The sequence below is a fragment of the Microbulbifer sp. A4B17 genome (genome assembly GCF_003076275.1).
Taxonomy (GTDB): Bacteria; Pseudomonadota; Gammaproteobacteria; order Pseudomonadales; family Cellvibrionaceae; genus Microbulbifer.
This window is the reverse complement of the sequence record NZ_CP029064.1, coordinates 1,531,877-1,556,590: the sequence shown is the minus strand read 5'-3', so window position 1 is coordinate 1,556,590 and position 24,714 is coordinate 1,531,877. Positions and strand designations below refer to the sequence as shown.

The 24,714-nt window shown below is 41.2% G+C and carries 23 protein-coding genes and 6 pseudogenes; 11 read left to right on the top strand and 18 right to left on the bottom strand.

Annotated features, from left to right (window positions below):
* Nucleotides 1-75: 75 nt before the first annotated feature.
* From BTJ40_RS23090 to BTJ40_RS23085, 6 genes and pseudogenes are all read right to left on the bottom strand, one after another.
* Complete coding sequence (locus tag BTJ40_RS23090; RefSeq protein ID WP_369974282.1) at nucleotides 76-198, bottom strand: hypothetical protein; 123 nt, start codon at nucleotides 196-198, stop codon at nucleotides 76-78.
* A gap of 482 nt (nucleotides 199-680) precedes the next feature.
* Nucleotides 681-1,040, bottom strand: coding sequence for a hypothetical protein (locus BTJ40_RS06945; RefSeq protein WP_108732400.1), 360 nt, complete (start codon nucleotides 1,038-1,040; stop codon nucleotides 681-683).
* A 58-nt stretch (nucleotides 1,041-1,098) separates the two neighbouring features.
* Entirely contained in the window at nucleotides 1,099-1,872 is a 774-nt protein-coding gene (locus BTJ40_RS06940; protein WP_108732399.1) for a hypothetical protein, read from the bottom strand.
* 275 nt (nucleotides 1,873-2,147) lie between these two features.
* Nucleotides 2,148-2,948: a hypothetical protein gene (locus BTJ40_RS06935; protein ID WP_108732398.1), complete on the bottom strand. Its 801-nt coding sequence runs from the start codon at nucleotides 2,946-2,948 to the stop codon at nucleotides 2,148-2,150.
* Nucleotides 2,949-3,191: 243 nt separating this feature from the next.
* Nucleotides 3,192-3,363, bottom strand: a pseudogene (locus BTJ40_RS06930) (IS1595 family transposase); the annotation flags it as partial.
* A 117-nt stretch (nucleotides 3,364-3,480) separates the two neighbouring features.
* A pseudogene (locus BTJ40_RS23085) lies at nucleotides 3,481-3,624 on the bottom strand (IS30 family transposase); the annotation flags it as partial.
* Between the two features lie 1,072 nt (nucleotides 3,625-4,696).
* Between BTJ40_RS23085 and BTJ40_RS06915 the strand changes: the two are divergent.
* The 4 genes and pseudogenes from BTJ40_RS06915 to BTJ40_RS06895 all read left to right on the top strand — a co-directional run bounded on the left by BTJ40_RS06915 (nucleotide 4,697) and on the right by BTJ40_RS06895 (nucleotide 7,624).
* The gene (locus BTJ40_RS06915; protein ID WP_157953942.1) at nucleotides 4,697-5,350 is read left to right on the top strand and encodes a response regulator transcription factor; all 654 of its coding nucleotides are present in this window, start codon (nucleotides 4,697-4,699) and stop codon (nucleotides 5,348-5,350) included.
* A gap of 467 nt (nucleotides 5,351-5,817) precedes the next feature.
* A pseudogene (locus BTJ40_RS06905) lies at nucleotides 5,818-6,172 on the top strand (helix-turn-helix domain-containing protein); the annotation flags it as partial.
* Nucleotides 6,173-6,181: 9 nt separating this feature from the next.
* Nucleotides 6,182-6,424 carry a transposase domain-containing protein gene (locus tag BTJ40_RS06900; protein ID WP_238152242.1) on the top strand — a complete coding sequence of 81 codons (243 nt, stop codon included), beginning with the start codon at nucleotides 6,182-6,184 and terminating at the stop codon, nucleotides 6,422-6,424.
* A gap of 315 nt (nucleotides 6,425-6,739) precedes the next feature.
* The gene (locus BTJ40_RS06895; RefSeq protein ID WP_108732393.1) at nucleotides 6,740-7,624 is read left to right on the top strand and encodes a hypothetical protein; all 885 of its coding nucleotides are present in this window, start codon (nucleotides 6,740-6,742) and stop codon (nucleotides 7,622-7,624) included.
* Nucleotides 7,625-7,738: 114 nt separating this feature from the next.
* Here the strand turns inward: BTJ40_RS06895 and BTJ40_RS06890 are convergent, their stop codons facing one another.
* From BTJ40_RS06890 to BTJ40_RS06845, 9 genes are all read right to left on the bottom strand, one after another.
* The gene (locus BTJ40_RS06890) at nucleotides 7,739-7,927 is read right to left on the bottom strand and encodes an IS4 family transposase (protein WP_255422903.1); all 189 of its coding nucleotides are present in this window, start codon (nucleotides 7,925-7,927) and stop codon (nucleotides 7,739-7,741) included.
* A 15-nt stretch (nucleotides 7,928-7,942) separates the two neighbouring features.
* Complete coding sequence (locus BTJ40_RS06885) at nucleotides 7,943-8,569, bottom strand: IS4 family transposase (protein WP_108732391.1); 627 nt, start codon at nucleotides 8,567-8,569, stop codon at nucleotides 7,943-7,945.
* A complete protein-coding gene (locus BTJ40_RS06880) occupies nucleotides 8,541-9,062 on the bottom strand; it encodes a transposase DNA-binding-containing protein (protein WP_108732387.1) in 522 nt (173 codons plus the stop codon). The genes BTJ40_RS06885 and BTJ40_RS06880 overlap by 29 nt, the downstream gene beginning before the upstream one ends.
* Nucleotides 9,063-9,217: 155 nt before the next feature.
* Nucleotides 9,218-10,246 carry a patatin-like phospholipase family protein gene (locus BTJ40_RS06875; RefSeq protein ID WP_108732390.1) on the bottom strand — a complete coding sequence of 343 codons (1,029 nt, stop codon included), beginning with the start codon at nucleotides 10,244-10,246 and terminating at the stop codon, nucleotides 9,218-9,220.
* 32 nt (nucleotides 10,247-10,278) lie between these two features.
* On the bottom strand, nucleotides 10,279-10,467 hold the full coding sequence (locus BTJ40_RS06870) for an IS4 family transposase (RefSeq protein WP_255422902.1): 189 nt from the start codon (nucleotides 10,465-10,467) through the stop codon (nucleotides 10,279-10,281).
* Between the two features lie 15 nt (nucleotides 10,468-10,482).
* Nucleotides 10,483-11,103 carry an IS4 family transposase gene (locus BTJ40_RS06865; protein ID WP_157953939.1) on the bottom strand — a complete coding sequence of 207 codons (621 nt, stop codon included), beginning with the start codon at nucleotides 11,101-11,103 and terminating at the stop codon, nucleotides 10,483-10,485.
* The gene (locus BTJ40_RS06860) at nucleotides 11,087-11,608 is read right to left on the bottom strand and encodes a transposase DNA-binding-containing protein (protein WP_108732387.1); all 522 of its coding nucleotides are present in this window, start codon (nucleotides 11,606-11,608) and stop codon (nucleotides 11,087-11,089) included. Before BTJ40_RS06860 ends, BTJ40_RS06865 begins: the two co-directional genes overlap by 17 nt.
* A 126-nt stretch (nucleotides 11,609-11,734) precedes the next feature.
* A complete protein-coding gene (locus BTJ40_RS23080) occupies nucleotides 11,735-11,926 on the bottom strand; it encodes a transposase (RefSeq protein ID WP_108732386.1) in 192 nt (63 codons plus the stop codon).
* A 1,974-nt stretch (nucleotides 11,927-13,900) separates the two neighbouring features.
* Nucleotides 13,901-15,388, bottom strand: coding sequence for an alkaline phosphatase family protein (locus BTJ40_RS06845; RefSeq protein WP_108732384.1), 1,488 nt, complete (start codon nucleotides 15,386-15,388; stop codon nucleotides 13,901-13,903).
* A 560-nt stretch (nucleotides 15,389-15,948) separates the two neighbouring features.
* Between BTJ40_RS06845 and BTJ40_RS06835 the strand changes: the two genes are divergently transcribed.
* The 4 genes and pseudogenes from BTJ40_RS06835 (at nucleotide 15,949) to BTJ40_RS06820 (ending at nucleotide 20,176) form a co-directional block, all read left to right on the top strand.
* Nucleotides 15,949-17,289, top strand: coding sequence for a hypothetical protein (locus BTJ40_RS06835; RefSeq protein WP_108732382.1), 1,341 nt, complete (start codon nucleotides 15,949-15,951; stop codon nucleotides 17,287-17,289).
* Between the two features lie 430 nt (nucleotides 17,290-17,719).
* Nucleotides 17,720-18,079 (top strand): hypothetical protein, encoded by a 360-nt coding sequence (locus tag BTJ40_RS06830; protein ID WP_157953938.1) that lies wholly within the window; start codon nucleotides 17,720-17,722, stop codon nucleotides 18,077-18,079.
* 935 nt (nucleotides 18,080-19,014) lie between these two features.
* A pseudogene (locus BTJ40_RS23075) lies at nucleotides 19,015-19,173 on the top strand (transposase); the annotation flags it as partial.
* 199 nt (nucleotides 19,174-19,372) lie between these two features.
* Entirely contained in the window at nucleotides 19,373-20,176 is an 804-nt protein-coding gene (locus BTJ40_RS06820) for a hypothetical protein (RefSeq protein ID WP_157953936.1), read from the top strand.
* A 40-nt stretch (nucleotides 20,177-20,216) separates the two neighbouring features.
* On the opposite strand, the pseudogene BTJ40_RS22725 reads toward BTJ40_RS06820, so the two are convergent.
* Nucleotides 20,217-20,452: pseudogene (locus tag BTJ40_RS22725) on the bottom strand (IS30 family transposase); the annotation flags it as partial.
* A 414-nt stretch (nucleotides 20,453-20,866) separates the two neighbouring features.
* Here BTJ40_RS22725 and BTJ40_RS22480 point away from each other — a divergent pair.
* Entirely contained in the window at nucleotides 20,867-21,169 is a 303-nt protein-coding gene (locus BTJ40_RS22480; protein ID WP_192879387.1) for a hypothetical protein, read from the top strand.
* A gap of 3 nt (nucleotides 21,170-21,172) precedes the next feature.
* Here the strand turns inward: BTJ40_RS22480 and BTJ40_RS06805 are convergent, their stop codons facing one another.
* The gene (locus BTJ40_RS06805; RefSeq protein WP_108732376.1) at nucleotides 21,173-21,508 is read right to left on the bottom strand and encodes a hypothetical protein; all 336 of its coding nucleotides are present in this window, start codon (nucleotides 21,506-21,508) and stop codon (nucleotides 21,173-21,175) included.
* A gap of 14 nt (nucleotides 21,509-21,522) precedes the next feature.
* A complete protein-coding gene (locus tag BTJ40_RS06800; RefSeq protein WP_157953935.1) occupies nucleotides 21,523-21,855 on the bottom strand; it encodes a hypothetical protein in 333 nt (110 codons plus the stop codon).
* A gap of 659 nt (nucleotides 21,856-22,514) precedes the next feature.
* Between BTJ40_RS06800 and tnpA the strand changes: the two are divergent.
* Nucleotides 22,515-22,903, top strand: a pseudogene (tnpA, locus tag BTJ40_RS06795) (IS200/IS605 family transposase).
* A gap of 756 nt (nucleotides 22,904-23,659) precedes the next feature.
* Complete coding sequence (locus tag BTJ40_RS06790; RefSeq protein WP_108732374.1) at nucleotides 23,660-23,929, top strand: RNA-binding protein; 270 nt, start codon at nucleotides 23,660-23,662, stop codon at nucleotides 23,927-23,929.
* Nucleotides 23,930-24,714 lie beyond the last annotated feature (785 nt).

The window sequence follows — 24,714 nt, the reverse complement described above, 5'->3', positions numbered from 1 at the left end:
AAAGTCTTACCATCCATAGACCAATTGATTTTATTATCCACTAGAAAACTGAGCTTTTTTGAACCACTGGAACGATTAGGAAACGAAATGATAGCCGCCACGGATCCTTCCAATTTTTGGTGCCCCATTATATTGATTACTAAAAAGATGATTAGTATCTTTGCTGCCTTCAGTTGTATTGATAAAGGAAAAGCCTATATCCTTATCTTTATCCTAGCATTCAGACCAATCTACATTTTCTTGATAGTTATCCACCTATATACCACTTACACTAAATTTTTCTGCAATAAAAATTTGTATCTCTTACATAAATTTTTAAGAAAAAATATAGTTATATAAAAATTTTAGATAGATTTGCATCAAAAATTATAGTGTCATAATAGAAATTCCTAATCATAGGGTTTCTCCAATAAAAAATTAAAGTAAATATTAAATCGACTTATAATTTTAAGTACCAAAGCCCTGATAGGGCATCCTTGTTCCACCTACCTCAAATTAAAACACTTCGATATTGGTGGAACGCTGTTAATTTCTATGAGCCATTTCTGTATATATATTCACATTTGCAATGAAATCATTTCAGCTTTTACCTGCCTCAAAAATTAAAATTCGAAGATGGCTTTTATTCGCCACGTTGACCATTTTAACCTCTGAAGAAAGATTTTCTGAATCAGTGACACTTAAGTTAATTGATAAATAAAGCTAGTTTCGATAAGCAGACTAAACATTAACAAGAAAAGTAGCCTACGTTTACCTGAAGGAATATCTGCTCGATGCATATTACGATACACACAGATATTGACATCCAAAGATGTTGAGGAACCAGACCCTCCGCTACCTTCAGCAATGGCCTCCGTTGGCGCAACGTCCAAAATGACATACTTGCGATAATACGTAGATTGTCCAGGTTCCGAATCACCAGATTCAGAAATGTATTGAACAAACTGTCCTACTATCATAAAGTCAGCATTAGCAACCGTATTTAAAGGAGCATAGAAAATGGCTGCTAGATCTACAGAGCTGGCAGAATTATCTGACATTTCTATTTTCCTACTTAATTATTTTCTGGCGTCGGTATTTTAAAATCAGTACCAGAATCTATACAATGATACATTTTAGATTTACGCATAGCTTTATTTTCTGTGCCATTTGTTCAGTAAATTCGGACAAACTCTTACTGTCAATAATCACATCAGAAGAAAGTAACCTTCCTAATGAAGCAGCTTTCACATTATCCTCTAGCTTCTGCATTTCCTCATACCAATCTTCAATTGTTTGTTTATGGACAACTAAAGCATTCGTTAAATAATCTCCTATGTTGACTGATGATTTTTCTATCAATTTATCTTCTGAAAGAACTTTTCCAAGCTTATCTCTTACCTTCTCAAGTAAAACTTCTATAGAAACCTTGGGATCGGATGAAGAATTCGCTACATCCTTCATTAAGGGTAACAAATAATTAACAAGACTTTGAACTACATATGGTTTGACGATGGCATCAGCTACTCGCAGGCCCATTTTATGCAGCTCGGTGGAGGGATTTACCTCTGCGGCTGATCTAATTCTTTTAGCAACATCATCAATAACCAGTCCAACTATTTTATTGGTGAATTCACGGATTCTTTTCAAATTTACATTATTTTTTAAGTTTTCTTTTTGAGGTGCTTCCTTAGTTTTAATTGAATCCCCCTGAAAAACAACCCTAAGATCAACCTCCAATTCTTTCAACGCGACATTTGGTACGGAGAGGTTTTGCAACAAATAGTCATCCTGATTCTTTTCAGCCAGCGTACTTATTAACTTATTTGAATAATCTTGAGCGCAATTTAAGTCCGTAAGTATAGCCTCAACAATTTCTTGTAATGTCGCCACTGCTACCTCTCCTTGGATTTAATGAAGCAACGGTAGTGTTCAACCACCGTCGCAAAAAAATTCAGGTTAGAGTTACGTTAATTGTCGTCATAATTACCGAACTACCTTTTTGGGTGTAGGTCAATGTAACATTGCTCTTATCACCCTAAGCATGATCGTTACAGCTCCTTGACCATTGGTTATACTCACACTGGAAGGATCCACAGTTAGTTTTCCATTAACTGTTGCAGTCACAGTAGCACTGGCTGGAGCTTTTCCAGTTGTATCGGTTACGGTTACTGTAATCGCTTTACTAGTGGTAGCATCATCGATGTTGAATCTGCTTTAATGGACGCTTGCGAACTAGGATGGAGGTAAAGCCCCATCAACTCGAATAGGGAATGCACCAGTCTTAGTGACTTTATCAATATTGGCTGAAATATTGAGTTGAAAAGGTTGCAGTCCACTAGCTTTTTCTTGGTTCTGTTCGGAAATCTATAGTAAGAGATTGACTTGTCTTTTGTCATCCGTCGGTACCGTAATCGTGAGGCCTTTTCTCCGGAAATAGTTTGTCCGAGTGACGACAAATCGAAAGACAACCAATCAGGAATACCATCGATTCTGACATTTGCACTAGATAGGATATAAAGAGCGGTTGTCAGCCCAGCAGGCAACTCGGCCTGGGTGGCATGCACTTGTACATTCTGGGTGTATTCGACTGAACATCGCGAGTCTTGTGTTGCTTTGGAGTTCTGTTTAGTTGAATAACTGGCATTGGGGCTAAATGGGCTCCAACCTATTTTGCCACTTGAAATTAGCTCTCCACCCACCTGGCTCTGAGAGCCTTGTTCTGTCGATTGTAAGGGTAAGGCATTGATATTTTCCTTAACTTGGACATCGACTTCATCGACAGTAATTAATGGAATCGGAACAATAACAAGAGACAGAACAACAAGATATATCTGCCTACCCTCGTATATGTAAAGGAAGGTTACGTTCACCACAGAATCAAAAGGAGCGTTGATTAAAGTTCCATAATCGATAAAACTTAATAAGCCTTTGGCTTCCTCTACTACACTTGTATCTACTTGTCGCATGACAGCCTTCCAGGAAACTTTGCCATTTGATGACATTTTGCTGAATGAGCCTTACAAAATCTTGCTAGACCATGTTGTAGTGCACATCATGTTGTAGCCTGCATCAGGTTAGGGGTAGGAAATTGATAAATCCATGCCAAATTTGTGGTACTACTTTCGTGTAATATTCAAATGAACTTAAACTTACTTGGTTACCATCTATGCTAAGCCAATTTTCTGTAACATTTCTGTTATCTACGGCGCTCAGAATGAGATAAAGTCAAGTCTTGAAGTAGGTGCCGAAAAAGCAAATCTTCGATTAAACCGATATTGAAACTCAGCCAAATGGCGGACGGTGTGCATATTTCGTTCTATTCGTATGACTGGTGCTACGGAGATCCGTCTTTAAATTACAGAGAACCGTATTCACCCAATAAATTCAGGCTTGTCAACAAGCAGATCGATCGCCTTCGCAGCGCCAACGGCTATCTCAGCCCTGAAGCGTTTGAGGAGCAACTAACTGCTTAGCAGTGTGTCCGTTGTTGATGGGTAGGATCAGGCCAATAGTATTCTCATTCAGGCTCCACCCCCAAGATAAATACGGATGCGCAAAATAGACCTGCGCATCCAGAGCCTCAGTAATCTTCTCGTGTAGAGAAAATTCTTTGCCGTTATCGGTGATAATGGTGTGTACTAAGTGCCTATACGGCCTAAGCTTGGTAGCCTTTGTAACCAACACTGCCGTCTGGCGCTAAATCTACTGAGGGAGAGTAAATCTGCTCTTACGATCTACAAGTAGCTAGGGCACCACTGTGGCCTAAAACCGTATCAATCTCCCAGTCTCTGATACGAGATTAAACATCGACAACTTGTGGACGCTATTTGATGCTGATGGCGTTCTTGATGTGCTCTTGAGTTGACTTTTCATTAGCTCATTTGTTGTGGGCCTATCCTTGTGCTGCAAGTTCTCGTACGGAGCCCCACCACATTCCTTATCAGCCTAGATAGCAGATAAATGGTTTTATGGCCAAATACAAATTTTCATCTTGCTCAAGCAAGCCGGAAATTTACTCAAGAGTATCTGGCTTTTCTTAGGCTGTAAATCTGGTATCGTTCGTTCTCGCTCAGTTGGCAGTAGCTCATCAGCTCCTTTCTCTTGGTCAGGAAGGGGGCCGACTCTACCCACTGAGCCCCTCTTACCAATTGCACTTATTATCCGAAACCAAGGAGCAAAGAAAACAGATGAAGCGACGGTTATTTCAATCGCCAGCTGGAAGCGCCGTAGTTCAACCAACATCTCATGGACAGATATTTCTATGAGTTATATCTGGACCTAAGATGTGGAAAAATTGCCAGTATTTACGAACGGTATAGTGACTATGAGGCTATAGCTGCATGAAACTGTCAGAAGTATTGATAAGTATAATATCCATATTAAAGCACTCACTATAAAACACTAAGCAACCACCTAAACAATAATAAATTTACGATTACAGCATGCCATCTAGCACAGGAGATATTTCATAAAAACAGGTAACCAATCAGAATTAATTGCAGATAAAATAATTAAAAATTAAACGTTAGAGTAACTTTCCCCCTTTAGCAGTAAATAAATAATTAGTATTTTTAAGTTTGACCTTATCGAAAACAACATGCTTTTAAATTTAAAGTTGCCCACTAAGTTACAGGGCGAAGTCTATAGATACCCTTTCAAGTGTTTTCTATTGTTCCCGCCTATTCATACTGACAGATATTTAAGTGAAAGAAATATGAACCAGGCATGCCTATCAATAGAGTCCTCGGATTCGTTATTAAGATTATTGTTTGCTAGCCGCCAGAGGTTATTTGGTAATGCATTGGCTTCCTTAATTACCGAGCATTCCCCCTCCAGTAGAGTTGTCATAGAAAGTAATTCACCGGCGGTGATAGCCGCCATAGGAGATCTTGATCACTGGAACATAATACTGCTTGATGAACTTTTCATTAGGTCCACAGTGAGCCTTTTAAATGAAGTAGAACGCATTAAAAATCGAGTCCCAGTTGCGATTCTTGCGGATCCGGAGCTAACTTCACAAGTCGATATTTATTTGAATTTCGGCATTGTTGGAGTATTGAACAAGCAAGATGATATAGAAACTTTTTTTTGCGGTTGCCGAGCAATTTCAGCAGGTGAGACCTGGGTCGCGCGTCCTTGGCAACAGGTGCGAAGGCAGCAGATCTTACCCCTAACTCCACGACAGCAGCAGGTGTTAACATTACTTAAGAAAGGCCTATCCAATAAACAGATTGCAGCTCGTCTCAACTGTAAGGAAAATACTATCAAAGTGCATTTGCGTACCATATTTCGAATTCTCGGTGTACGCACCAGGATCGCATGCCTAAGGGCGGCAGAGGCGGAGGGCTGGTTGATGTCGATCGAGTAGCTTGAGTATTAACAGTTGTTTATTTGAAAAACACCACCTCTTTGAACATTATTCTAAAAATCCTTATTCTCACAATGCGGAATTGCCCTCAGCCCCCTAAAAGGGGGCTATTACATCCACTACTCGATCTTACCTATGAAAATACAAAAGATCGTCGCTTTGTGTACGACAATGCTACAGATTCTGACCTGTTACGCTATAGCTTGGCCCGCCGTACAATTGACAAAATTTGCCCTCACCGTCAGAATGAAGGAAAACCTTCAAGACAAGATGGCAGAAGGCTTGGAAAGTATGTGCGACGCTGAAAACGCTTAACGAACTTTTGCTAACGTCGATTACTTATCAGGAGGGATCGCTATTTATCTGGATTAATTCAGACCAAATCTGACACATTCTCTTGAAAAAGAGGGGTTTACCGGTTTTGATGAAGGTGCCTAAACCTAAAAGTAAAACCAAGGGTATACCCCATGATCCATACTAATGATCGCATCATCAAACACAAGACCGGATTACTAAATCTGGTAGAAGAGCTCGGCAATATATCCAAAGCTTGTAAGATACTGGGTGTATCGAGAGGCCCTTTCTATCGGTACAAGGAGGCCGTCTTGGTTTATTCCCTCCAAGAACCCATCCATGGACAGGTACGCGTTTGCAATGAGCCGCGTAAACGCCGTGTATTTGTGTCTCCTAGTCGAGTTCGTAGCATCTGGCTGCGGTATGACCTAGCCCAACTTCAAATTGCGATTAAAGGCGCTAGGGGCCAAGGTGGCTGAGGAGGGGATAATTCCTACGGAGTCGCAGCTTCAGGCTTTGGAAAGAAAGAACATGATAATGAAACCCTTTATCATGGCTCGTAAGAACTTGCCATTTGCATCCTCAGTCAATGGCGCTAAAGCATTATGCCTGCACTTCAGTTTGATTCGCACAGCCAAGCACCACGGCCTTGCCCCCTACAAGTATTATGTGGAGGCATTTGAGCAGATTCCTCACTGCCAATCCGTTGAGAATTTTGAGGTACTGTTACCCTGGAATATCCAGCTTGAGAGAGTTGGGATGGTTGTAGAGTGCAATTAGGAGTGTGGCGGGAAAGCTCTGCGCAACTCCATGCTTCTCATTTGGTAACACTTCTTGTTGAACTTCGGTGCCTGTCCACTCAACGCCTCAACTTGAGTGACTCAAATAGAATCCTCACTCACAGCAACACAAGTGCCGAGCACACACACTGCGGGACTGCCAAGGCTTTCTTAACCCTTCATCTTTTCCAACCGGCAATGTTGCAACACCAATACAAGTGAATGCAATATACGAACAAGTTCCTTAAACGCCCAGGTACTAAATTGAAAGCTAAAGTGCGAATTCAATATTGATATTGAAAAAGAGGATGATGTAATGCCTAGTATTAAACTCATAAGTCAAGATGAAAAGGAAGAAACAATCGTCAGAAGCACTTCAGATTTTCTCATCTGGCTGGTAGGGAACAAATACCCTTTCCCGCCGAAAAATTTTGCCGAGCATGATCTGCTTGAGAAAGTACTGCAAAGGATTCAGGCTATCCATGGGGATGAATGCGAGTTCGAAGAGGCGTGGGACGCTGTTGTGGACGTCGACGCTGCGATTGATGATGGAGACTGGGAAGAGCCCGAAGATAGTAAGGGATGGCCGCCGGGAGAATGGGGCTGGGACAATAAGACCGGGCTTATCCGCGAACCCTATCAGTTCTATAGGGATATGCCAATAGAGATATTTTCTGACCTAGTTGCCAAACTGAGCGTTAAGCTTAAAGACTTTCGTCTGGTCGGCTATCATGCCACGTCACTGGAATCTGTTTCAAACTTGCTATGGCAAGGCCCTCAGGAAGAGCCTATCGGAACTGTAAATGCGAAGGGAAAGGGAATAGGTTTCTATGTTAATCCAGTTGTCGGCCCCAGCACCTCATCTGGAAAAGATGGTAAAGGGCCGTCCACGGGTCAAGTTAAGAAATCCTCACTCCTCTGGGGACCGTGCCTAGTCGCCGTATATGCGCATAAGGATATTCAGATTCGGTTACCCAAAGAAGCAGGGGTGCCGGAACCCAAAGCGGAGGCTCTTCTCTACTATGGTGCGGATGAGCTGGTCGTCCCTGTAAATCATTTTGATGAGGAATCATTGCTGCTCGTGAGAAACCCGAACGATTTCTCACTCTCATCCAACCCCAACTATAAAGCTGTGAAATACGACAACCCTACAGATGCGGTTAGCCTGTTCGAGAAAGGCCCCTTTATCTGGCCAAGGTAAAGGTAAAGGTAAAGTATTCTCGCCCTTCAGCTTTTCTTCCTGTACTTCGCGGTAATGGGCGGAGTGTGCCAGATGGAATGTATGAATAACGGTCTGGGCTGTGTTTTATACACATCATTTAAGTCCATTTAAAGCCTCCGCTGCCCCCATATAATGGAGCAGTTTAGTGTATCCCTGCCAAACGGTTTTAACTCCGGGCTCACCATCGCCGCTCCGCCCCAGAAAGCCTCCAAGTCCTGCCTGCATACGAGTTATATCTCTCATACTTGGAGACTCATTTGGAGGGGAGGTTTTAGCTTGCATTATCCATATCATACGTCACTCTTTTTCAGAGTAGACATTCTTACACGATGTATCAGGAAGTGCTCGTGTTGTCATGGAGTGTAGACGCCACCCAATAATCATATAGATTGCAATACAGTTCAGCATTCGCTGCTCGGTTCTAAAGCGATTACTTTCTATCTGGCATCCGCCTTTCACCACTCTAAAATAGGTTTCAATGTCCCATCGACTTCGATACCACTCAATGATGATCCTCGCTTGCTTAAAGTCCTCAACTGCAAGATCGGTCAGCAGCATCCATTCAATACCTTTTTCGCCCTCTGGTGGGCTTAATTCCTTAGCAAAGACTGCGTAGAGAGAAAGAGGTCGTTTTGATTTTCCTTTTCCCTGCAATCTTACTTCTGCAATGGATACACTGACCTTAGCTTCCCTTTCTGGCTCTCCATTCCTTTTGGGGATACCTACTGAGTATTTCCCGATGGGCTTTTGTTTGGTCATATAGTCCCAAAGTAAAGTTGTATCTTCTCCACCGATCTCTAAACTACGATTAGCCTTGGCTCGAACAATATAGCTTGCACGCCGCTGTCCATTTTGATCTTCAGCTAATTGAAACCACTCATGAATATCCCCCTCTCTATCTGCGATGCTCGCAAGCTGATTCATAATGGTCTAGCCAACGTCGACTCTCTTTATCTTGTATCGACTTGGTATAGCGAGAATTAGCACTAGATTCTTTATCTCGCTGCCACATGCTACCCTCAATAATACCCAGATTATCTCTGGATGGTGTTATTGCGATAGACGTATGTAGGAGCTGCTGATTAGTCTCTTTGCGCCGGAGTGTTCCCATTTCTTTGCTTTCTAAATCGGTAGCAAAATTTAGGAAAGTGGTATCCTGAGGGATAAGAACAACTGGTTGAGCCTTGATTCTTTCAAGAGTGGCTGATTTATGGGCACTCATAATGGAGTCAAAGCTGACTTTATCATTTTCGATAAATCGACAGGCTGCAAAGGTTTCTGTCCAAGACTTGTTTGCACAGGGAATACGACTCTTTGGGTCGGCACTTAAATTACTGAGAATATTGGACAAGCGCTTATTCAATCGTGTATCACCCATAACCTGATTTTTCACTTCGTCCCTGACCCAGTCCTGCATAAGTATCCAGCCAAATCTGTAGCTCTTATAACATGTAAACTTTAACTCATTGATTTTTATAATAAAAATGAAAAAGTTGTATATAAAACTTAGCGCTAAGCTTTGGGGCTGCGCGATAGCGCAGTCCTTAACAGCGCCTTGTTAGCACTGACATTTTACTGCTTATAAATAATTGGTTGACCACTTTCTTCATCAATTCTGTCTAATGATTCCCCATGGTATTGATTGAGTAATAAGTTAATAACACTGTTACCATATTGCTCAAACCAAAAACTACCCATTTCTTTCAATCTATTAATGTTCGTTTTGCTAATATCATCCATCGCATCATCAGGTGGTTGTGATAAACCCGGTTGTGGCCTCATCTCAGAATTCACTCTGATATAACTACCTGGCTTGAGAATAGTGATAGCCTGATAAGCAACCACGCGCTCATCAGTTAATACATCAAGAATCTGACCTTTTACAAGCCAGCTTATTGCTCCCCATTTTGTGGATTCAGGTCCATTAATTTTACGAGTCCGATAGCCAGTACCTACTGATAAAACCCGCAAGTTTTCTAGGGATAAATCGCTCCAAATACTTTTTGCCTCGGCTATTGCACACATAGTCGGATTGTTAGCTGTAACGCCACCATCAATCAGCCAGTACTCTTCATCAGAGGCGCCTATTTCCACTTCTCTGGTAGGAAAATAAGTTGGTGCAGCAGTGGATGCATCTGCAACTTTATATGAGTCAAGATCTCGATATTTCGAATCTGATGATTTTATAACTTCCGGTTTACGTTTCTCGATTGCATAAGTGACTGCCAGAACATGTTTGCCATCAGGTACATCACGAATCTTGGCATTGCCAAAATTAGTTTTTAAAAGCTTAGTTTTGCCCTTAGCTTCATACTTTGGGGCATTTATTCCATCCAGCTCTAACCACCACCTGTTTCTGGTAAATATTATCTTAGCATTTTGGTAACTGAACAATTGGTTTATATCTTTTACAGATAAATTTGTTGTGGCCAGACCAAGAGCAATGATACTTCCAGTACTTGTTCCCGCATAAAAGTCAATACAATCCCGAATAGATATACCGTGGTCATTATTCAATTTTTCTTCAACATGATAAAGAAATTGAGTAGTAGCAGCACCACGAATTCCGCCACCATCTAGTGATAGGATTAGTCTGGACATAACTTTCTCCTTACCTCACTGTTTTATACACATCACTTAAGTCCATTTAAAGCCTCCGCTGCCTCCATATAATGGAGCAGTTTAGTGTATCCCTGCCAAACGGTTTTAACTCCGGGCTCACCATCGCCGCTCCGCCCCAGAAAGCCTCCAAGTCCTGCCAGCATACGAGTTATATCTCTCATACTTGGAGACTCATTTGGAGGGGAGGTTTTAGCTTGCATTATCCATATCATACGTCACTCTTTTTCAGAGTAGACATTCGTACACGATGTATCAGGAAGTGTTCGTGCTCGTGTTGTCATGGAGTGTAGACGCCACCCAATAATCATATAGATTGCAATACAGTTCAGCATTCGCTGCTCGGTTCTAAAGCAATTACTTTCTATCTGGCATCCGCCTTTCACCACTCTAAAATAGGTTTCAATGTCCCATCGACTTCGATACCACTCAATGATGATCCTCGCTTGCTTAAAGTCCTCAACTGCAAGATCGGTCAGCAGCATCCATTCAATACCTTTTTCGCCCTCTGGTGGGCTTAATTCCTTAGCAAAGACTGCGTAGAGAGAAAGAGGTCGTTTTGATTTTCCTTTTCCCTGCAATCTTACTTCTGCAATGGATACACTGACCTTAGCTTCCCTTTCTGGCTCTCCATTCCTTTTGGGGATACCTACTGAGTATTTCCCGATGGGCTTTTGTTTGGTCATATAGTCCCAAAGTAAAGTTGTATCTTCTCCACCGATCTCTAAACTACGATTAGCCTTGGCTCGAACAATATAGCTTGCACGCCGCTGTCCATTTTGATCTTCAGCTAATTGAAACCGCTCATGAATATCCCCCTCTCTATCTGCGATGCTCACAAGCTGATTCATAATGGTCTAGCCAACGTCGACTCTCTTTATCTTGTATCGACTTGGTATAGCGAGAATTAGCACTAGATTCTTTATCTCGCTGCCACATGCTACCCTCAATAATACCCAGATTATCTCTGGATGGTGTTATTGCGATAGACGTATGTAGGAGCTGCTGATTAGTCTCTTTGCGCCGGAGTGTTCCCATTTCTTTGCTTTCTAAATCGGTAGCAAAATTTAGGAAAGTGGTATCCTGAGGGATAAGAACAACTGGTTGAGCCTTGATTCTTTCAAGAGTGGCTGATTTATGGGCACTCATAATGGAGTCAAAGCTGACTTTATCATTTTCGATAAATCGACAGGCTGCAAAGGTTTCTGTCCAAGACTTGTTTGCACAGGGAATACGACTCTTTGGGTCGGCACTTAAATTACTGAGAATATTGGACAAGCGCTTATTCAATCGTGTATCACCCATAACCTGATTTTTCACTTCGTCCCTGACCCAGTCTTGCATAATTATCCAGCCAAATCTGTAGCTCTTATAACATGCAAAATGTAACTCATTGATTTTTACAATAAAACTGAAAAAACTTGTGTATAAAACTTAGTGCCATTCTCAGCAAGATGTTTATTGATTTCCTCAAAAAAGAGTTTTGCCCAGCTGATTCAACTCCAGTAAGTGCCGAAAGTTAAGAATCGTTGTCTCGTAAGAAATTGGGCCTCTTAAAGTCAACCTAGCAAAATTACGCATAGATTCAATCTTATATAGTGCATCTTCCATAGCATGATCACTGAGTTTGTAAAATAACTGTATGCAATGGATGTGCAGCATGACACACAATGGATACGGTTGTCGGTCAATTTTACCTCATGAATAACAAGGCTCTTTTTGTACTTATAGTCGCCCCCATGGGATGAGAGCATGCATCTGAGAAAGAAATATCTCTCGGCGAGTTTTCGGCACTTAAGTTTATATTCTTCTTCGGAAAATGCGACTTGGTGCATATTTCATCGTAGCCTTAAGGTATGGCTGAATACTGCCAAATTGACTCGGAATTATTCAGGGCTTTCCTTGAAAAATATAATTTATAAAATTCGAACGTATGTATTTAAGGAGTACGGAATATTGGTCTTCTGTTCAACTATTTATCGCCGGCACAGCTGTCTCAATTGGCGGTTGCGCATGCTTCGAAAAGGCAAACCTTTTCGTACGGTGTTAGCCCTGGGGCTAGAAAGATACTCACTTCAGGGATTAAATAAAGCCTGGGGGATCGTCGATGAAAACACCATGTTCACACCTTGGGAGTTAGACGATATATTTTATACGCAGCCGTGTGCACTTGTGCAGAGAGGCCAGCCTCTAGATTTATTCTCTCATTTCCCTATGTTGCATCTTTCTTGAATCTTTCAAAATTCCGTATAACATTATCTTAGCTTTATATTAACTTAACCGTAGAGTAGATGACTGAGTAATTGATATTTATGAGTAACCTTACTCCGTTTGTAAGTGATGGTGGATTTAGCAAAAAGTACGGAGAATGCGTTATATTTAATATTTTATAGTCTTTCATTTATGCCATGTTAATAATTAATTAATATTAATTTTTTGAGTTTTCTGTCTTGCTGAATTATAAATAAGAAATAATTAGCAATCTTATTTGTTCAATGCGAGATAGATACCAACCACTGGCCGCAGCTTGACTCCCCCCTTCTACATGCTTTTGCATGTTCAGGCTGCGGCCAGTCCTAATATGACAAGGGCTTCCCTTGAAAAATATATAATTTATAAAATTCGGACGTATGTATTTAAGGAGTACGGAATATTGGTCTTCTGTTCAACTATTTATCGCCGGCACAGCTGTCTCAATTGGCGGTTGCGCATGCTTTGAAGAGGCAAACCTTTTCGTACGGTGCTAGCCCTGGAGCTAGAGAGATACTCACTTCAGAGATTAAATAAAGCCAGGGGGATCGTCGATGAAAACACCATGCTCACGCCTTGGGAGTTAGACGACACATTTTATACGCAGTCGTGTGTGCTTATGCAGGAGAGGCCAGCCTCTAGATTTATTCTCTCATTTCCCTATGTTGCATTTTTCTTGAGTTTTTCAAAATTCCGTATAACATTATCTTAGCTTTATATTAACTTAACTGTAGAGCAAATGACTGAGCAATTGATATTTATGAGTAACCTTACTCCGTTTATAAGTGATGCTGAATTTAGCAAAAAGTACGGAGAATGCGTTATATTTAATATTTTATAGTCTTTCACTTGTGCCATGTTAACAATTAATCAATATTAAGTTTTTGAATTTTCTGTCTTGCTGAATCATAAATAAGAAATAATTAGCAATCTTATTTGTTCGATGCGAGAGAGATACCAACCACTGGCCGCAGCTTGACTCCCCCCCTCTACATGCTTTTGCATGTTCAGGCTGCGGCCAGCCCTAATATGACAAGAGCTTCCCTTGAAAAATATATAATTTATAAAATTCGGACGTATGTATTTAAGGAGTACGGAATATTGGTCTTCTGTTCAACTATTTATCGCCAGCACACCACGTGTACCTGCTATAATGTTTCACGTATGCTTGGCACTGCCAATCTCGCATATGGCCTCCTTTATAGAACTTGCCGCTTCATGGAGGCCATATTTTTCATTCTGCGCGCCGGAACGGCAGCACCCTATCGAGTCTCACCACCAGAGGCGGTGGTTTACCTATGTATTAATTAGAAGTGGGGTGCATCAAACTTGACACTAAAGATCACTCATCAACCATAGATTACCTACCAAGGAAAGATCCGGGTGCTAGCCATGGTGGCGGTGATAGCGGTATCGGGAATAGCGCTTGGCCCCATCCTCGCTGTTAATGTCATACTCAGAGCGGGAGTGGTAATTTCCTTCCTTACTTAATTGAGATGTCAGCTCAACTTCCGCCTTTTGCAGCTCACTCGCCTGTCCCCAAGAACCGTTGTTCTCCAACACGGGGGCTACTTCCGTTTTTGGAGGCGTCACACCTCGAAGAGGATAATCGTCACGAGCTGTTGTTCGGGTCAGTACCGATCCGATATCCGGCGCTGCCGCATCTCGGGCTGTCAGGCTAGACAGACCAAAGCGTTTTTCCAATGTTGCCAGTATAGAGGTATGATCAAAAGGCGTCGTAGAGGGTGTATTTCCGTTCAAGCCCTGATCCGGCTCCGAAACACGAAACACCGTCCCAGCTTCGATTAGAGGGGAGACCAGCACCGTTGGAACCCTCACCCCAAAACGCTGGAAATTGAACCCCTCGTTATCGGGACAGTCCGCAGGCTGTGCTGCATTTTCAGGGGGGGCGACATGATCATAGGTACCACCATGCTCATCATAGGTAATGATAAGCAGGGTCTTATTCCACACGGGAGAGTTTCGCAAAGTCTGATAGATGTTATAGAGGTACTGTTCCCCCTTTGCCACATCATAATTAGGATGCTGGCTGTTACCACTAAAACCCCATTCAGGTGTCAGAAATGTGTAACTGGCCAATGATCCATTACCGGCCGCCTGCTTGAATGCATCAAAGTTGCCAAAGCTCCCGTATTCCGGGTTGGCAGGCAACGCCTGCAGGGATTCACGGGTTAATATCGGGTCATCTTGATACCCATAGAGACTCCACTGTAGCTGAGCATCCTCAAGCAGGTTGAAAATGGTGGTAGCGTTATATTTCTTGTCATGATTATTCAAGCGTCCAAGACTGGTTGCCATATGAACAAATGCACGATTGGGCAATGTCTGTGTGGGCACAGAGGAGTACCAGTGATCACATACAGCGTAAGATCTAGCCAGACCAGACAAGACTGGTAATAATTCCGGCGAATACATTCCCATAATATCGCTGGGCTCTGTGCCTTCGACAATCGGCCATCTATTGGCCTTTTTCTCATTATCTTTACGTTTCCATTGCAGCGTGAAGGCAAAGTCAGTGATAAAACCCTGATTGGTAGCTTCAGTTCCAGCCTGCGGCGTTTTATAGTCGCCAAATAATTGGCTGTTGGTACTGTAATACCCTTCTCCGGGATTTACCCCAGGCCAGTAGTACGGATGCTGATCAGAGGGTATCTTGAACACTTTCACCGTATTGCCTTTACCGTCAGGGTTGGCCTCTTCTCCCGTTAAGCCTTCATAGGGATGCCCAAGCGGTGATTGATTATTCTGGTCCGTGTACAAAAAACCCAGCATATGATCGAAAGAACGGTTTTCCAGCATTACTACGACAATATGGTCGATTTGATCCAGCATATTTTTGTCAGAAGATCTCATGAAATGACTCCATTTATTCCAGATGAACAACCAGGCAGACCCAAATAAGACCGTTAGCCCCCTCGCTATCGCCAAGTATGTCCGTTGTTGTAAAAATCTAAGAAGAATTTTCTTCCTGCATTGCTCTTTCGTGGAAGTGTTGTAATTATTTTTCAAAGTAGCTCAAAAATTTCCCCAATCAATCAGCTAATACAAAATAAGCAATGGATCAGTTTTATTTATCTTGTGATGGCAGTCATCAATACTGAAAAAACCGGCTGCACCTTAGCAAAAAGCATTACACAAGAAAGGGTAGGCTATTTTATCGGAAATTAGTGAATTTCTATAGGTATCCTTAAGGCTACCCCATCTTGTACCAGGTTTGTGTATTGTTATTATGGCACCTTGCCTCAGTCTGCTCATTGGTATTTCTGAAAACACTGCGAAAGTAGTACTCCAAATTTAATATAGCGATAATAGAGCCCTTAATGTATACCTGATGATGATCAGAACATACTTAGCATTCTGTGCATAACCGATTTCGGTAATTTTTAGTTAGAATTTAACTTGAGGATAGCAAGATGAAATTTGGGTCTAAATTTAAAACAGTTGCCTGTAATACTTTGGCAATTGCTATCATATCTATCGTGTCGCCATATAATTTAATAGCAAAAGAAACTATAGGATTTGAATTTGAAGATTACTTACATGCTTGGCCAAATGGAGCCCCGACTAACAGCGATGGCATTTATTGGCCCGCGGAAAGTAAATCGCCAAAAATTAAACTCCTAGGTGATACACGCGCTGGATATACTGATCTGGAAGTACATATGGGCCCTTTTGAATTGTCAAATTTAGAGGCTCAATGGTATATAAATTATTTGGATTGGTATGCAAAGACTATTAACGAGGCCACAGATAAAACGGGACAGTTTCAACAGATTTATAAGTATATTGTGGCTGATATAGTTCAAAAGGGTAGTGATGACGAACAAAAAGGCGACAACGGTGACGATAATCAAAACCCAAAGTTCACACTAGCTCGAGTGACTGAATTCATAAATCCTAACCCCAAAAAAAATGTATATAACAAGAAAAACCCACCAAATCCCACATCCGACGTAGGGCCACAGGTTACCTTTTCAATGGAAACAGAAAAAGTCTACAATTTTTTTATGGACTTTAAAAATAATCCATTCGTTTATCAATACCAAATTAAATATGTCAATGATATTGTTGAGTGGGAGAATACAAATAATTATGATCCTATCGAGGAATGCCTTGAGAAAGACAAATTGGACCAAACGCCATATGAATGCTCAAAACGCGGAAGAGGTTTTGCTTACTACCTCGCGTACTATTTGAGCAATAGTATCGCTAAGATAAACTACTTAATTGCCAATCAAGGGGATGATTTTATTGGTGGCGATATTAAAAAAGAAAGCTACCCCTTACTATTGAGGAATCAGAAGGCAATAAATGCTGTTAAGGAATATTATGGCATTATTAAGAGTAACGATGAATTTATTGCAGATAATGAAAAAGATTATCTGTCGGAGGTTGCGCAGCTATTGACAACTGTACTGCCCGATATTACTCCAGGGTACGAAATGACAACCAATGATTTTGTCGAGGAATATTTAAAGTTCCTTCAAAGCAATAAAAAAAGTGGTTTCAAATATGGACCGAAAGGTCTTTATGGAATTGACAAACTGAATTTTACAACCCTGGGAGACATTCAGGATTTGACAATAAAAGAACCAAATCCAGATTCTATATATACTGAAATAAGGCCTTTACGCAATATCTATGTGACGGAAATTTTAAATTTGGAAACGAAAGACTATGCCATTCCGTATGGTGAGGCTGTCAAACGAGCCGATAATGCAGCGATGTATCTGAAAGGACTCTTATCAGATTAATAGAGAGATAATATTTTAAATTTACTTAAAGATTGAAAGCGTACAACGATCGATGGCTTCTAGTAAGCCGACTTACGGAAGCTTCCCTTGATCTTGGAGTAGCAGCAGTTGATAAAACAGTTGCTACTTTTTTCCCTAGGGCAATATAACGATACTCCAGAATGGAGCAATCTACTGTTAACACTAGACCCTATGGCTGGGATGCTACCAGGTTCACAATAGATAAGGCTTATTAAGAATAATGATAAATTGCATTGGCACTGCATACAAGAAAAAATCCAGTACTTCTCCCAAAGATTAGTCGGTTGACGCCATGGGAATATGATTACAAAGTATACAAGAAGCGTAATGAAGTTCAGGAGTATACCAGCGAGTGAAAGGATTTCGAAGAAAATTGCTCGTAAAATTAACTATTTATAGGAGTATCACATTGAAAAGAGTATGTCTGTTTATCATTATTCTGACTGTTAGCGGATTGAAACATTTACGGGCAGCGGAGGCTCCAACCTTTGGAAAGGCCCAAAGGTTACTGAGTATTGAGCAGATATATGCAAGTCAGGCTCGTTCCACATCCGCACGAAACCATGACAGGGACTGGATGATAATTTTAGTGAACCATGGGGAAACTGTTGAGAAGGGCCAGCGCATAGCGATATATAAGAATACCAGGGGGAGAACGGTTCTTGAGTACATTGCCAGCCGTTCAGGTCGGGTGCTGGTTAGTGGCCGGAATACGCCAAATACCCTGGCTTCTATTCTAGATATTATTACAGCTCCCCACAATAAGTAATGTGATATACAGGGTTGCACTGTCGCTACTCCGCAATAACTCTAATCCTTATTCACTCCGTTCATAATTATCATAACTTATCAGGTCAATGCAGGTTACATTCTATATGTTTAGAGTGAATTTTAGAGGTATAGAGATCTACCTAAGGAGCCCATAAATCAGTAGTTCGGACAGTTTTAAGGGATGAAATGGGTAAGAACCATGGGCAGATATTGAGAAAATAAGGTTCTCAAATTTAATTGGCGCAGCATCTGCCCATGGAAGACGCAGTAAAAGCTATTTTCGTTCGAATGTCCAATATCAAAAACCACAAAACCAAGGCGAAATTTGTTTCGACCATTATTCCAACGGGGCTACACATCGTTGGTAAATTGCGATCTGACGCGAACTTGCTATAGCTATATGAAGGCGTTTACAGAGGCGCTGGACGGCTAAGAAAATACGATGGGAAAGTTGCCTTTGTTGCCGGCGTGAATTGTTTTGAGTATCTTGGTATTTTAAATGATGCGACTGAAGTATATACAAAGGTTGTCTATCCCAGATTTTTGAAAAGAGTTATTCACATTGTGATGCTAAGCTCTACCAACGGCAAAAAAAAGGGTCACGTACTGCTGTATTCGACAGATACAGAGCATGATGCGATGACACTGATCGCCTATTACAACTCAAGGTTTTAAATAGAATTTCTATTCAGAGAAGCCAAACAGCACAATTATCTAACGCACTGCCGGTCAATCTGAAAAGAGGCGATCAATCTACAAATAAATGCATCAATGACAGCTCTAAATTTACTGAAAATTGAGGATAGAAGAGTCTGGGGTGGCTCTGGGCACATTGGTGCGGAGAAGCGTGAAGAGTTGCAAGAGCGAGAGCGAGAGCTGGATTAGTAGATAGCAATGAAGCCGAGCAAGCTAAAAACTATTACAGGGACTGATGCACTCCGTAAAGAGGAAAAGATCAAGGCGTAGATAAGAGCAAAGGTCGAGCACCCCTTTCACTACATCAAGCGGGTGTTTGGATATGACAAGGTCCGTTATCGAGGACTGGCAATAAACACTGAGAAGCTATACTTGCTAGCAGGCTTCACCAGCTTACCAATAGAAAAAAATACTCGGTTACCTAGATGTTGCATGTCTGAAATCAGACTACTGAGATCATCAGTTGAAAAATCAGAGAGCTATAACGTGAAAAATAAGTGTTTGCGCTTAAAAAATTTCTTTTTTATCGATTTAGATTAATTCCAGGAAAATTCTTCATTGATCAAAAACTCCCAAATAGGCTTAATTTTTAATTATGAAAAGCAGACATCATAATCCAACCTCAGAAAAAATTTCACATGAATTATTCTACAAACTTATAACTGAATGTGAGTCAATGATTAATTTATGCTTATCTTCCGGGATACTTATACCTCCAGACGTGATTGAATCTTGGGTTCAGTTTATTGATGGGCAAAAATGCATTGATGAATCCAACAGCAATATTTTTAAAAAAAATTACGAAAAAGACTCAGTGAGGAAGCTAATGAAAATTCACAACACACTTGTTAAGATTATATACCCTAGAACTCCTAGAGCTGCAATCTTAATGTATGAGTCCACAAAAAATCCATATCAGATCAACACACTCCTGTCCGTGAATATTTTTAGAAATATGATGCTTGTTGTTGTAGTCTCTCTGTTTCTGTTTATATGTTTTGGGATATCTCCTCAGATTGACCTTGAGGCAAGAACTAAATATATTTTTTTAGAGTTATCCGGGGCAGATTTGTTAGTAATACTTTTGTTTCTTCTTTCCGCTGCCTCTTTGGGTTCATCTTTCGCATGCGTCCTTGCAATTAGTCATTATATGGAAAAAGGAATATTCGATCCAATATATAACTCGTCTTATTGGATTAGATATCTTTTCGGTATTATTTTTGCTATATTTGTGTGCACGTTGTTCGTTCATTCAATTCCATTAGGTTCTCAAGTAATCCATGACATTGGCCGCCCTGCTACGGCTATGGTGGCTGGATTTATTGTTCATTTTGTTTTTCCAGCATTTAAGATTGCTTTAGAATTTTTTGTACGCTTATTATTAAATACGAAAAAATGAAAATTATACACCTTGGTTTCAAGCAATAAATCCGATTCCCTTATGCCGTAAGTAGATCATCTTGTAGCGCCATAAATAACTTATTGGTAACCTTCCACCCTACTCGCTCTTGGCCTACTATTCAGGCGATCCATTACGAATTGAACTTGCTCGTCTGTTACTTTATTAAAGTCGGTATCCTTTGGGAAATACTGTCGAATAAGGCCGTTAGTATTTTCATTGATTCCTCTCTCAGGATGAATATGGGTGAGCAAAATAAATATCCTTGGTTTCAAGTATTAAGTGCAACCCTTTTATACTGCAAGCAGCTCATCTTACAGCCCCATAAATAACTCACTCGGTGACCTTCCACCTCAACTCGCTCTTGGTTTTCTATTCAGGCGATCCATTATAAATTGAACCTGCTCATCTGTTACTTTATTAAAGTCGGTACCCTTTGAAAAATACCGTCTAATGAGGCCGTTAGTATTTTCATTAATCCCCCTCTCCCAAGATGAATATGGTTGCGTAAACTAAATATCAGTCTCCAACCCTTATGCAATCGTTTCACGGCCAGCAAATTCAAGACCATTGTCGAATGGTAATTGTTTTGATTTTATCTTTGAAGCTCACCATGTGACTAACCGCTGCTTCAGCCGACAAGTCTGATCGTTTACCTGTCAATCTGACAATAACAGTAAATAACGTCTTGTGTTCAACCATGGTCAGCAAAGCCCCACCACATCCCTTGCCTATAACGGTATCACCTTCCCAATCACCTATCCGATTCATTCGATCAACAACAGCTGGCCCTCTGGAAAAAGATGCCTTGAGGATGCACTGGATAAGTCCATTTGGAATTTAAGGTGGGCGAAAAGAAACCAGATTTTGTTCTTTTTCTTCTCACGAGCTGATTTACTCTCATCCGGAATGGCCTCTAACGCTACCGAGAAACCTGCCAACCTGACCGGCATACTTGATAAGTTAAAGCGTTTTGAAATTCCTATACATTGAGTACTATTTCGACTTCTTAAAAACGGATATAGTTTCATACCCCTTAAATATTACCGTTATCTGAGTTGGAGTAGACTCTATTATCTTAAACTCTACAATATCATTTTGAGCCCTTAATTTTATTTTAACTGTACATACATCTAGCCCCCAAGTGCCAGATGAATCCAGACGATTATTCAACCAGGAATTAAATTCATCGTTTTCAGATAATTGAAATTCTTGATAAAAAATCACACCTGATTGATACGAATACACACCAACTATATTCGCTTTCTCAACTGGGCAGGCAAGCCCAAAACTTGAAAGGAGAAGCAAGAATAAAATCGTTAATATCTTCATCTTTTAACCCTCACTTACCAATAAATTACCAACATGGCGACATATCCCTGCATGTTAAAAATTCCAATGGGTTCCAGTAATTTAACCTTTTTCTCGTCCGGCATGGCATTAACACGGAATACAGCATGGTCATTCAGGCTTTTAGGAAGTTTGTCAATTTTCATCTCCTTCAATAAAAAATACCTCAACAGCCCTTTGGTATTCTCGTTTAACCCGCGCTCCCAAGAACGATGTGGCTTTACACAATAAACATTGTAGCCTAGTGTAAGAGCGGTCGACAGGATGTCCATGAATTCGGCACAGTTGTCGAAGGTTATTGTTTTACACACTGTCTGATACGGCTTCATTAAGTTCTGTCGAAAAGTTCGCCGGTCTTGCGGGTACCTCTGCATCTCAGTTATAAGCGCTGGCCCTGAATCTGCAGTTTTAGATCCGTACCGTTGATCAGTAGATGTGATTTTGTATGTAGTTTGCTTCTATGTTCTCGCTTTCCCGCCGCACTCCTAATTATGCTGCTGCGGGCATTCAAAATCTCTCAAGCTGGATATTTCTAGGGTAACAGTGCCTCATAATACTCACACACAGCATAACAAGTGCCGAGAACACAACTGTTGAGCTGCCAAGGCTTTCTTACCCCCCATATTTTTCATACAACAATATTGCAACATCAGTACAATTGAATGCAATATACCATCAATTTCCTTAAACAACCTGCTGCTAAACTGGAGTTTAAAGGTTAAAGCGCGAGTTAAACGACAATATCGAAATATGCTGCGAATGCGGCGATCTTGTAGAAGTGATTATCCGAACCAAAGGTGTCTAAGGTGATCAAGAAAACCCTAGATCATTCGAGAGAAAAGTTGAATCGTAGAGTTTTTAGTGTGATGTATAAATCCACGTCCTAAAGACATGGTTATGAGTAATTAGCTTTGCCCATTACGAATGGGGAGGCTCATGCTAAACCTAGGTTCGAGTTGCCCCCACAATTTGAACTAAAGGAAATGACATGAGCTGTTTTGAAAAATTTATGAATGCGCTTTGGAATTACCAATACCATATCATTTGGGATCCAAAGTACCGATACAGGACGCTGAAAGGTACGATTGCAAATGAAGTTCACAAATGTATTTAAGTCTACTGCAGCCAGCTCTGATGCAGTGTCGTGGAACTGAACGTTCAGGTACATTATGTGCATCTGCTGGTTAAGGTGCCACCGAAGGTCTCAATCTCTAAGCTTTGGGGGTCTTTACACGTTTCCCCTATCCTCCGAAAAGGCCATATTGGGGTGATCACTTTTGGGCGAAGGGTTACTGTGTAGATACAGTTGAGGTTGATGCAGGCATGATACGTAAGTATGTAAAGCACCAGAAGAAAATTGAGCAGCATCAATCTTAGTTAGATTTACGCGGATAATTCTACTTTGGGATGGCTCTCAGTCAGTCTACTAGGAAGGCTGACTCAATAGCCCCCTCCCTGGTTACTGCTGAAATTGGGCGGCTCCGCTATCGCTAACATCCGCCCCTTGGACGGTGTTGTAATCTGGATAAGAGCCTATAAGCGGATGCTATCACAAGCAGAGCTCAATTATCTAAAGGATGGTTTTCCCATAACTCAAAACCTTATTCATGAATGGTCTGCTATAAATGTCGAAGACTGCAATACATAGGGCAGTACAGATTGGTCAGGCAATGTTTGTATAGCAACGGGAAGATCCAACCATTTGCGGGATGGTGTTGGGAACAGTCATGGTTCGACTATGACATGAACTGGTATGGGGTAACCCTTAACATGTTGAATAGCAGGCAAACTCACTTCCAAGGTGTCAACGATAAGGTCTATCGGGAAATAACCATGGGAGCTATCTAGAGAAGTTCATACGGCATCAGGAAAGACATATCCGGATTGCCAATGTCAACCTTCTTCCTATCTCGACCTCTATGCTACGGCTTATGAGTGCGGATTCAAAGGCGAGCTTTTAGGCATATAAGGTTTTACATCTTGGCGCTTGATATAGGTTTCATAAAGCTGCGTCCGACCGAATTGGCCCAAGATTCAAACCGCTAAAAGGGCCAATCTCAGATGAGTAATATGGTGGAGCTGGTTACCCATTTGTGACTGCAATACAGCCCAAACATCAAGTGAGAACCTTTTGTGAATATCTATATTGGAAATCTGGCCTACGACGTAACCTCTGACCACTTGCATGAAGCTTTTGGCGCATTTGGATATATCTCTCGAGCTACTGTGATCACCGACCGCGAGACTGGCCGCTCTAGGGGCTTCGGTTTCGTAGAAATGCCTAATAATAACGAAGCGCGTAAAGCGATCAAAGAGATGAACGAGCAGCCCCTGTCTGGCCGTAACATCCGTGTGAACGAAGCCAAGCCTCGTGTAGATCGCCCGCGTCATCCCCGTTTCTAAGCTTCATACAAGCTTGAGGTTTTTGTGGCCTGCAACATACGCATTGCGGGCCGTTTCTCTTCCCTGCCTATCAAGACTCCGTCCGGAGTGCTGTTCCTCATTTTATGATTTCTGTTTTACACTGCGCTCTGGTTTATTTTTCTAGACCAGCAACCCATGAAATACAAAGACCTACGCGATTTTATCAAACTATTTGAAAGCGTGGCCTGTTAATAGGATCCCGTCTTTGCCACTGAGGCCTTTACCCTCACGCAAGTTTTTACGGCGGCATCCATCTTGAAAGTGAGTTTGGTCATCTATTTTTTTTCTAATAGTAAAGAAATGATCTAGAAATCCGAACACTACCTGTACCTGTCGGAACGACTTTCCGATACTTCGTCACTACAAATCGTCCGAAACTGCGGGAGTTATGCAATATTAGTAACAATACATTCCTTATCTCTAGTTCGAGCCGGGTAATGGCTTCAAGTCTTATATCCAGGCAGGAATATTTTGTTACACTAACAGATCCAAAGTTTCCGATTGAGCTGAAAATGTTATAAAAATCTCCATCTGAGATTGGCATGAGTTGCCAATGAGTTATCGGAAACAGGTCGTCTTTTAGGTTCAAAAAGCTGGTGTCAGCGGGAAATTTATCGACCATGTAAACCAAAAAAGAACCAAGGCTCTGCATAAAAAGTGACAAAGGTCCTTTATCAAAAATTAAAGTCATTTTCTCATCATAGTAAGTGTTGTTTATTACCATCGTATTTAAGATATTAAGTTGCTTTCTCATACATGAGATA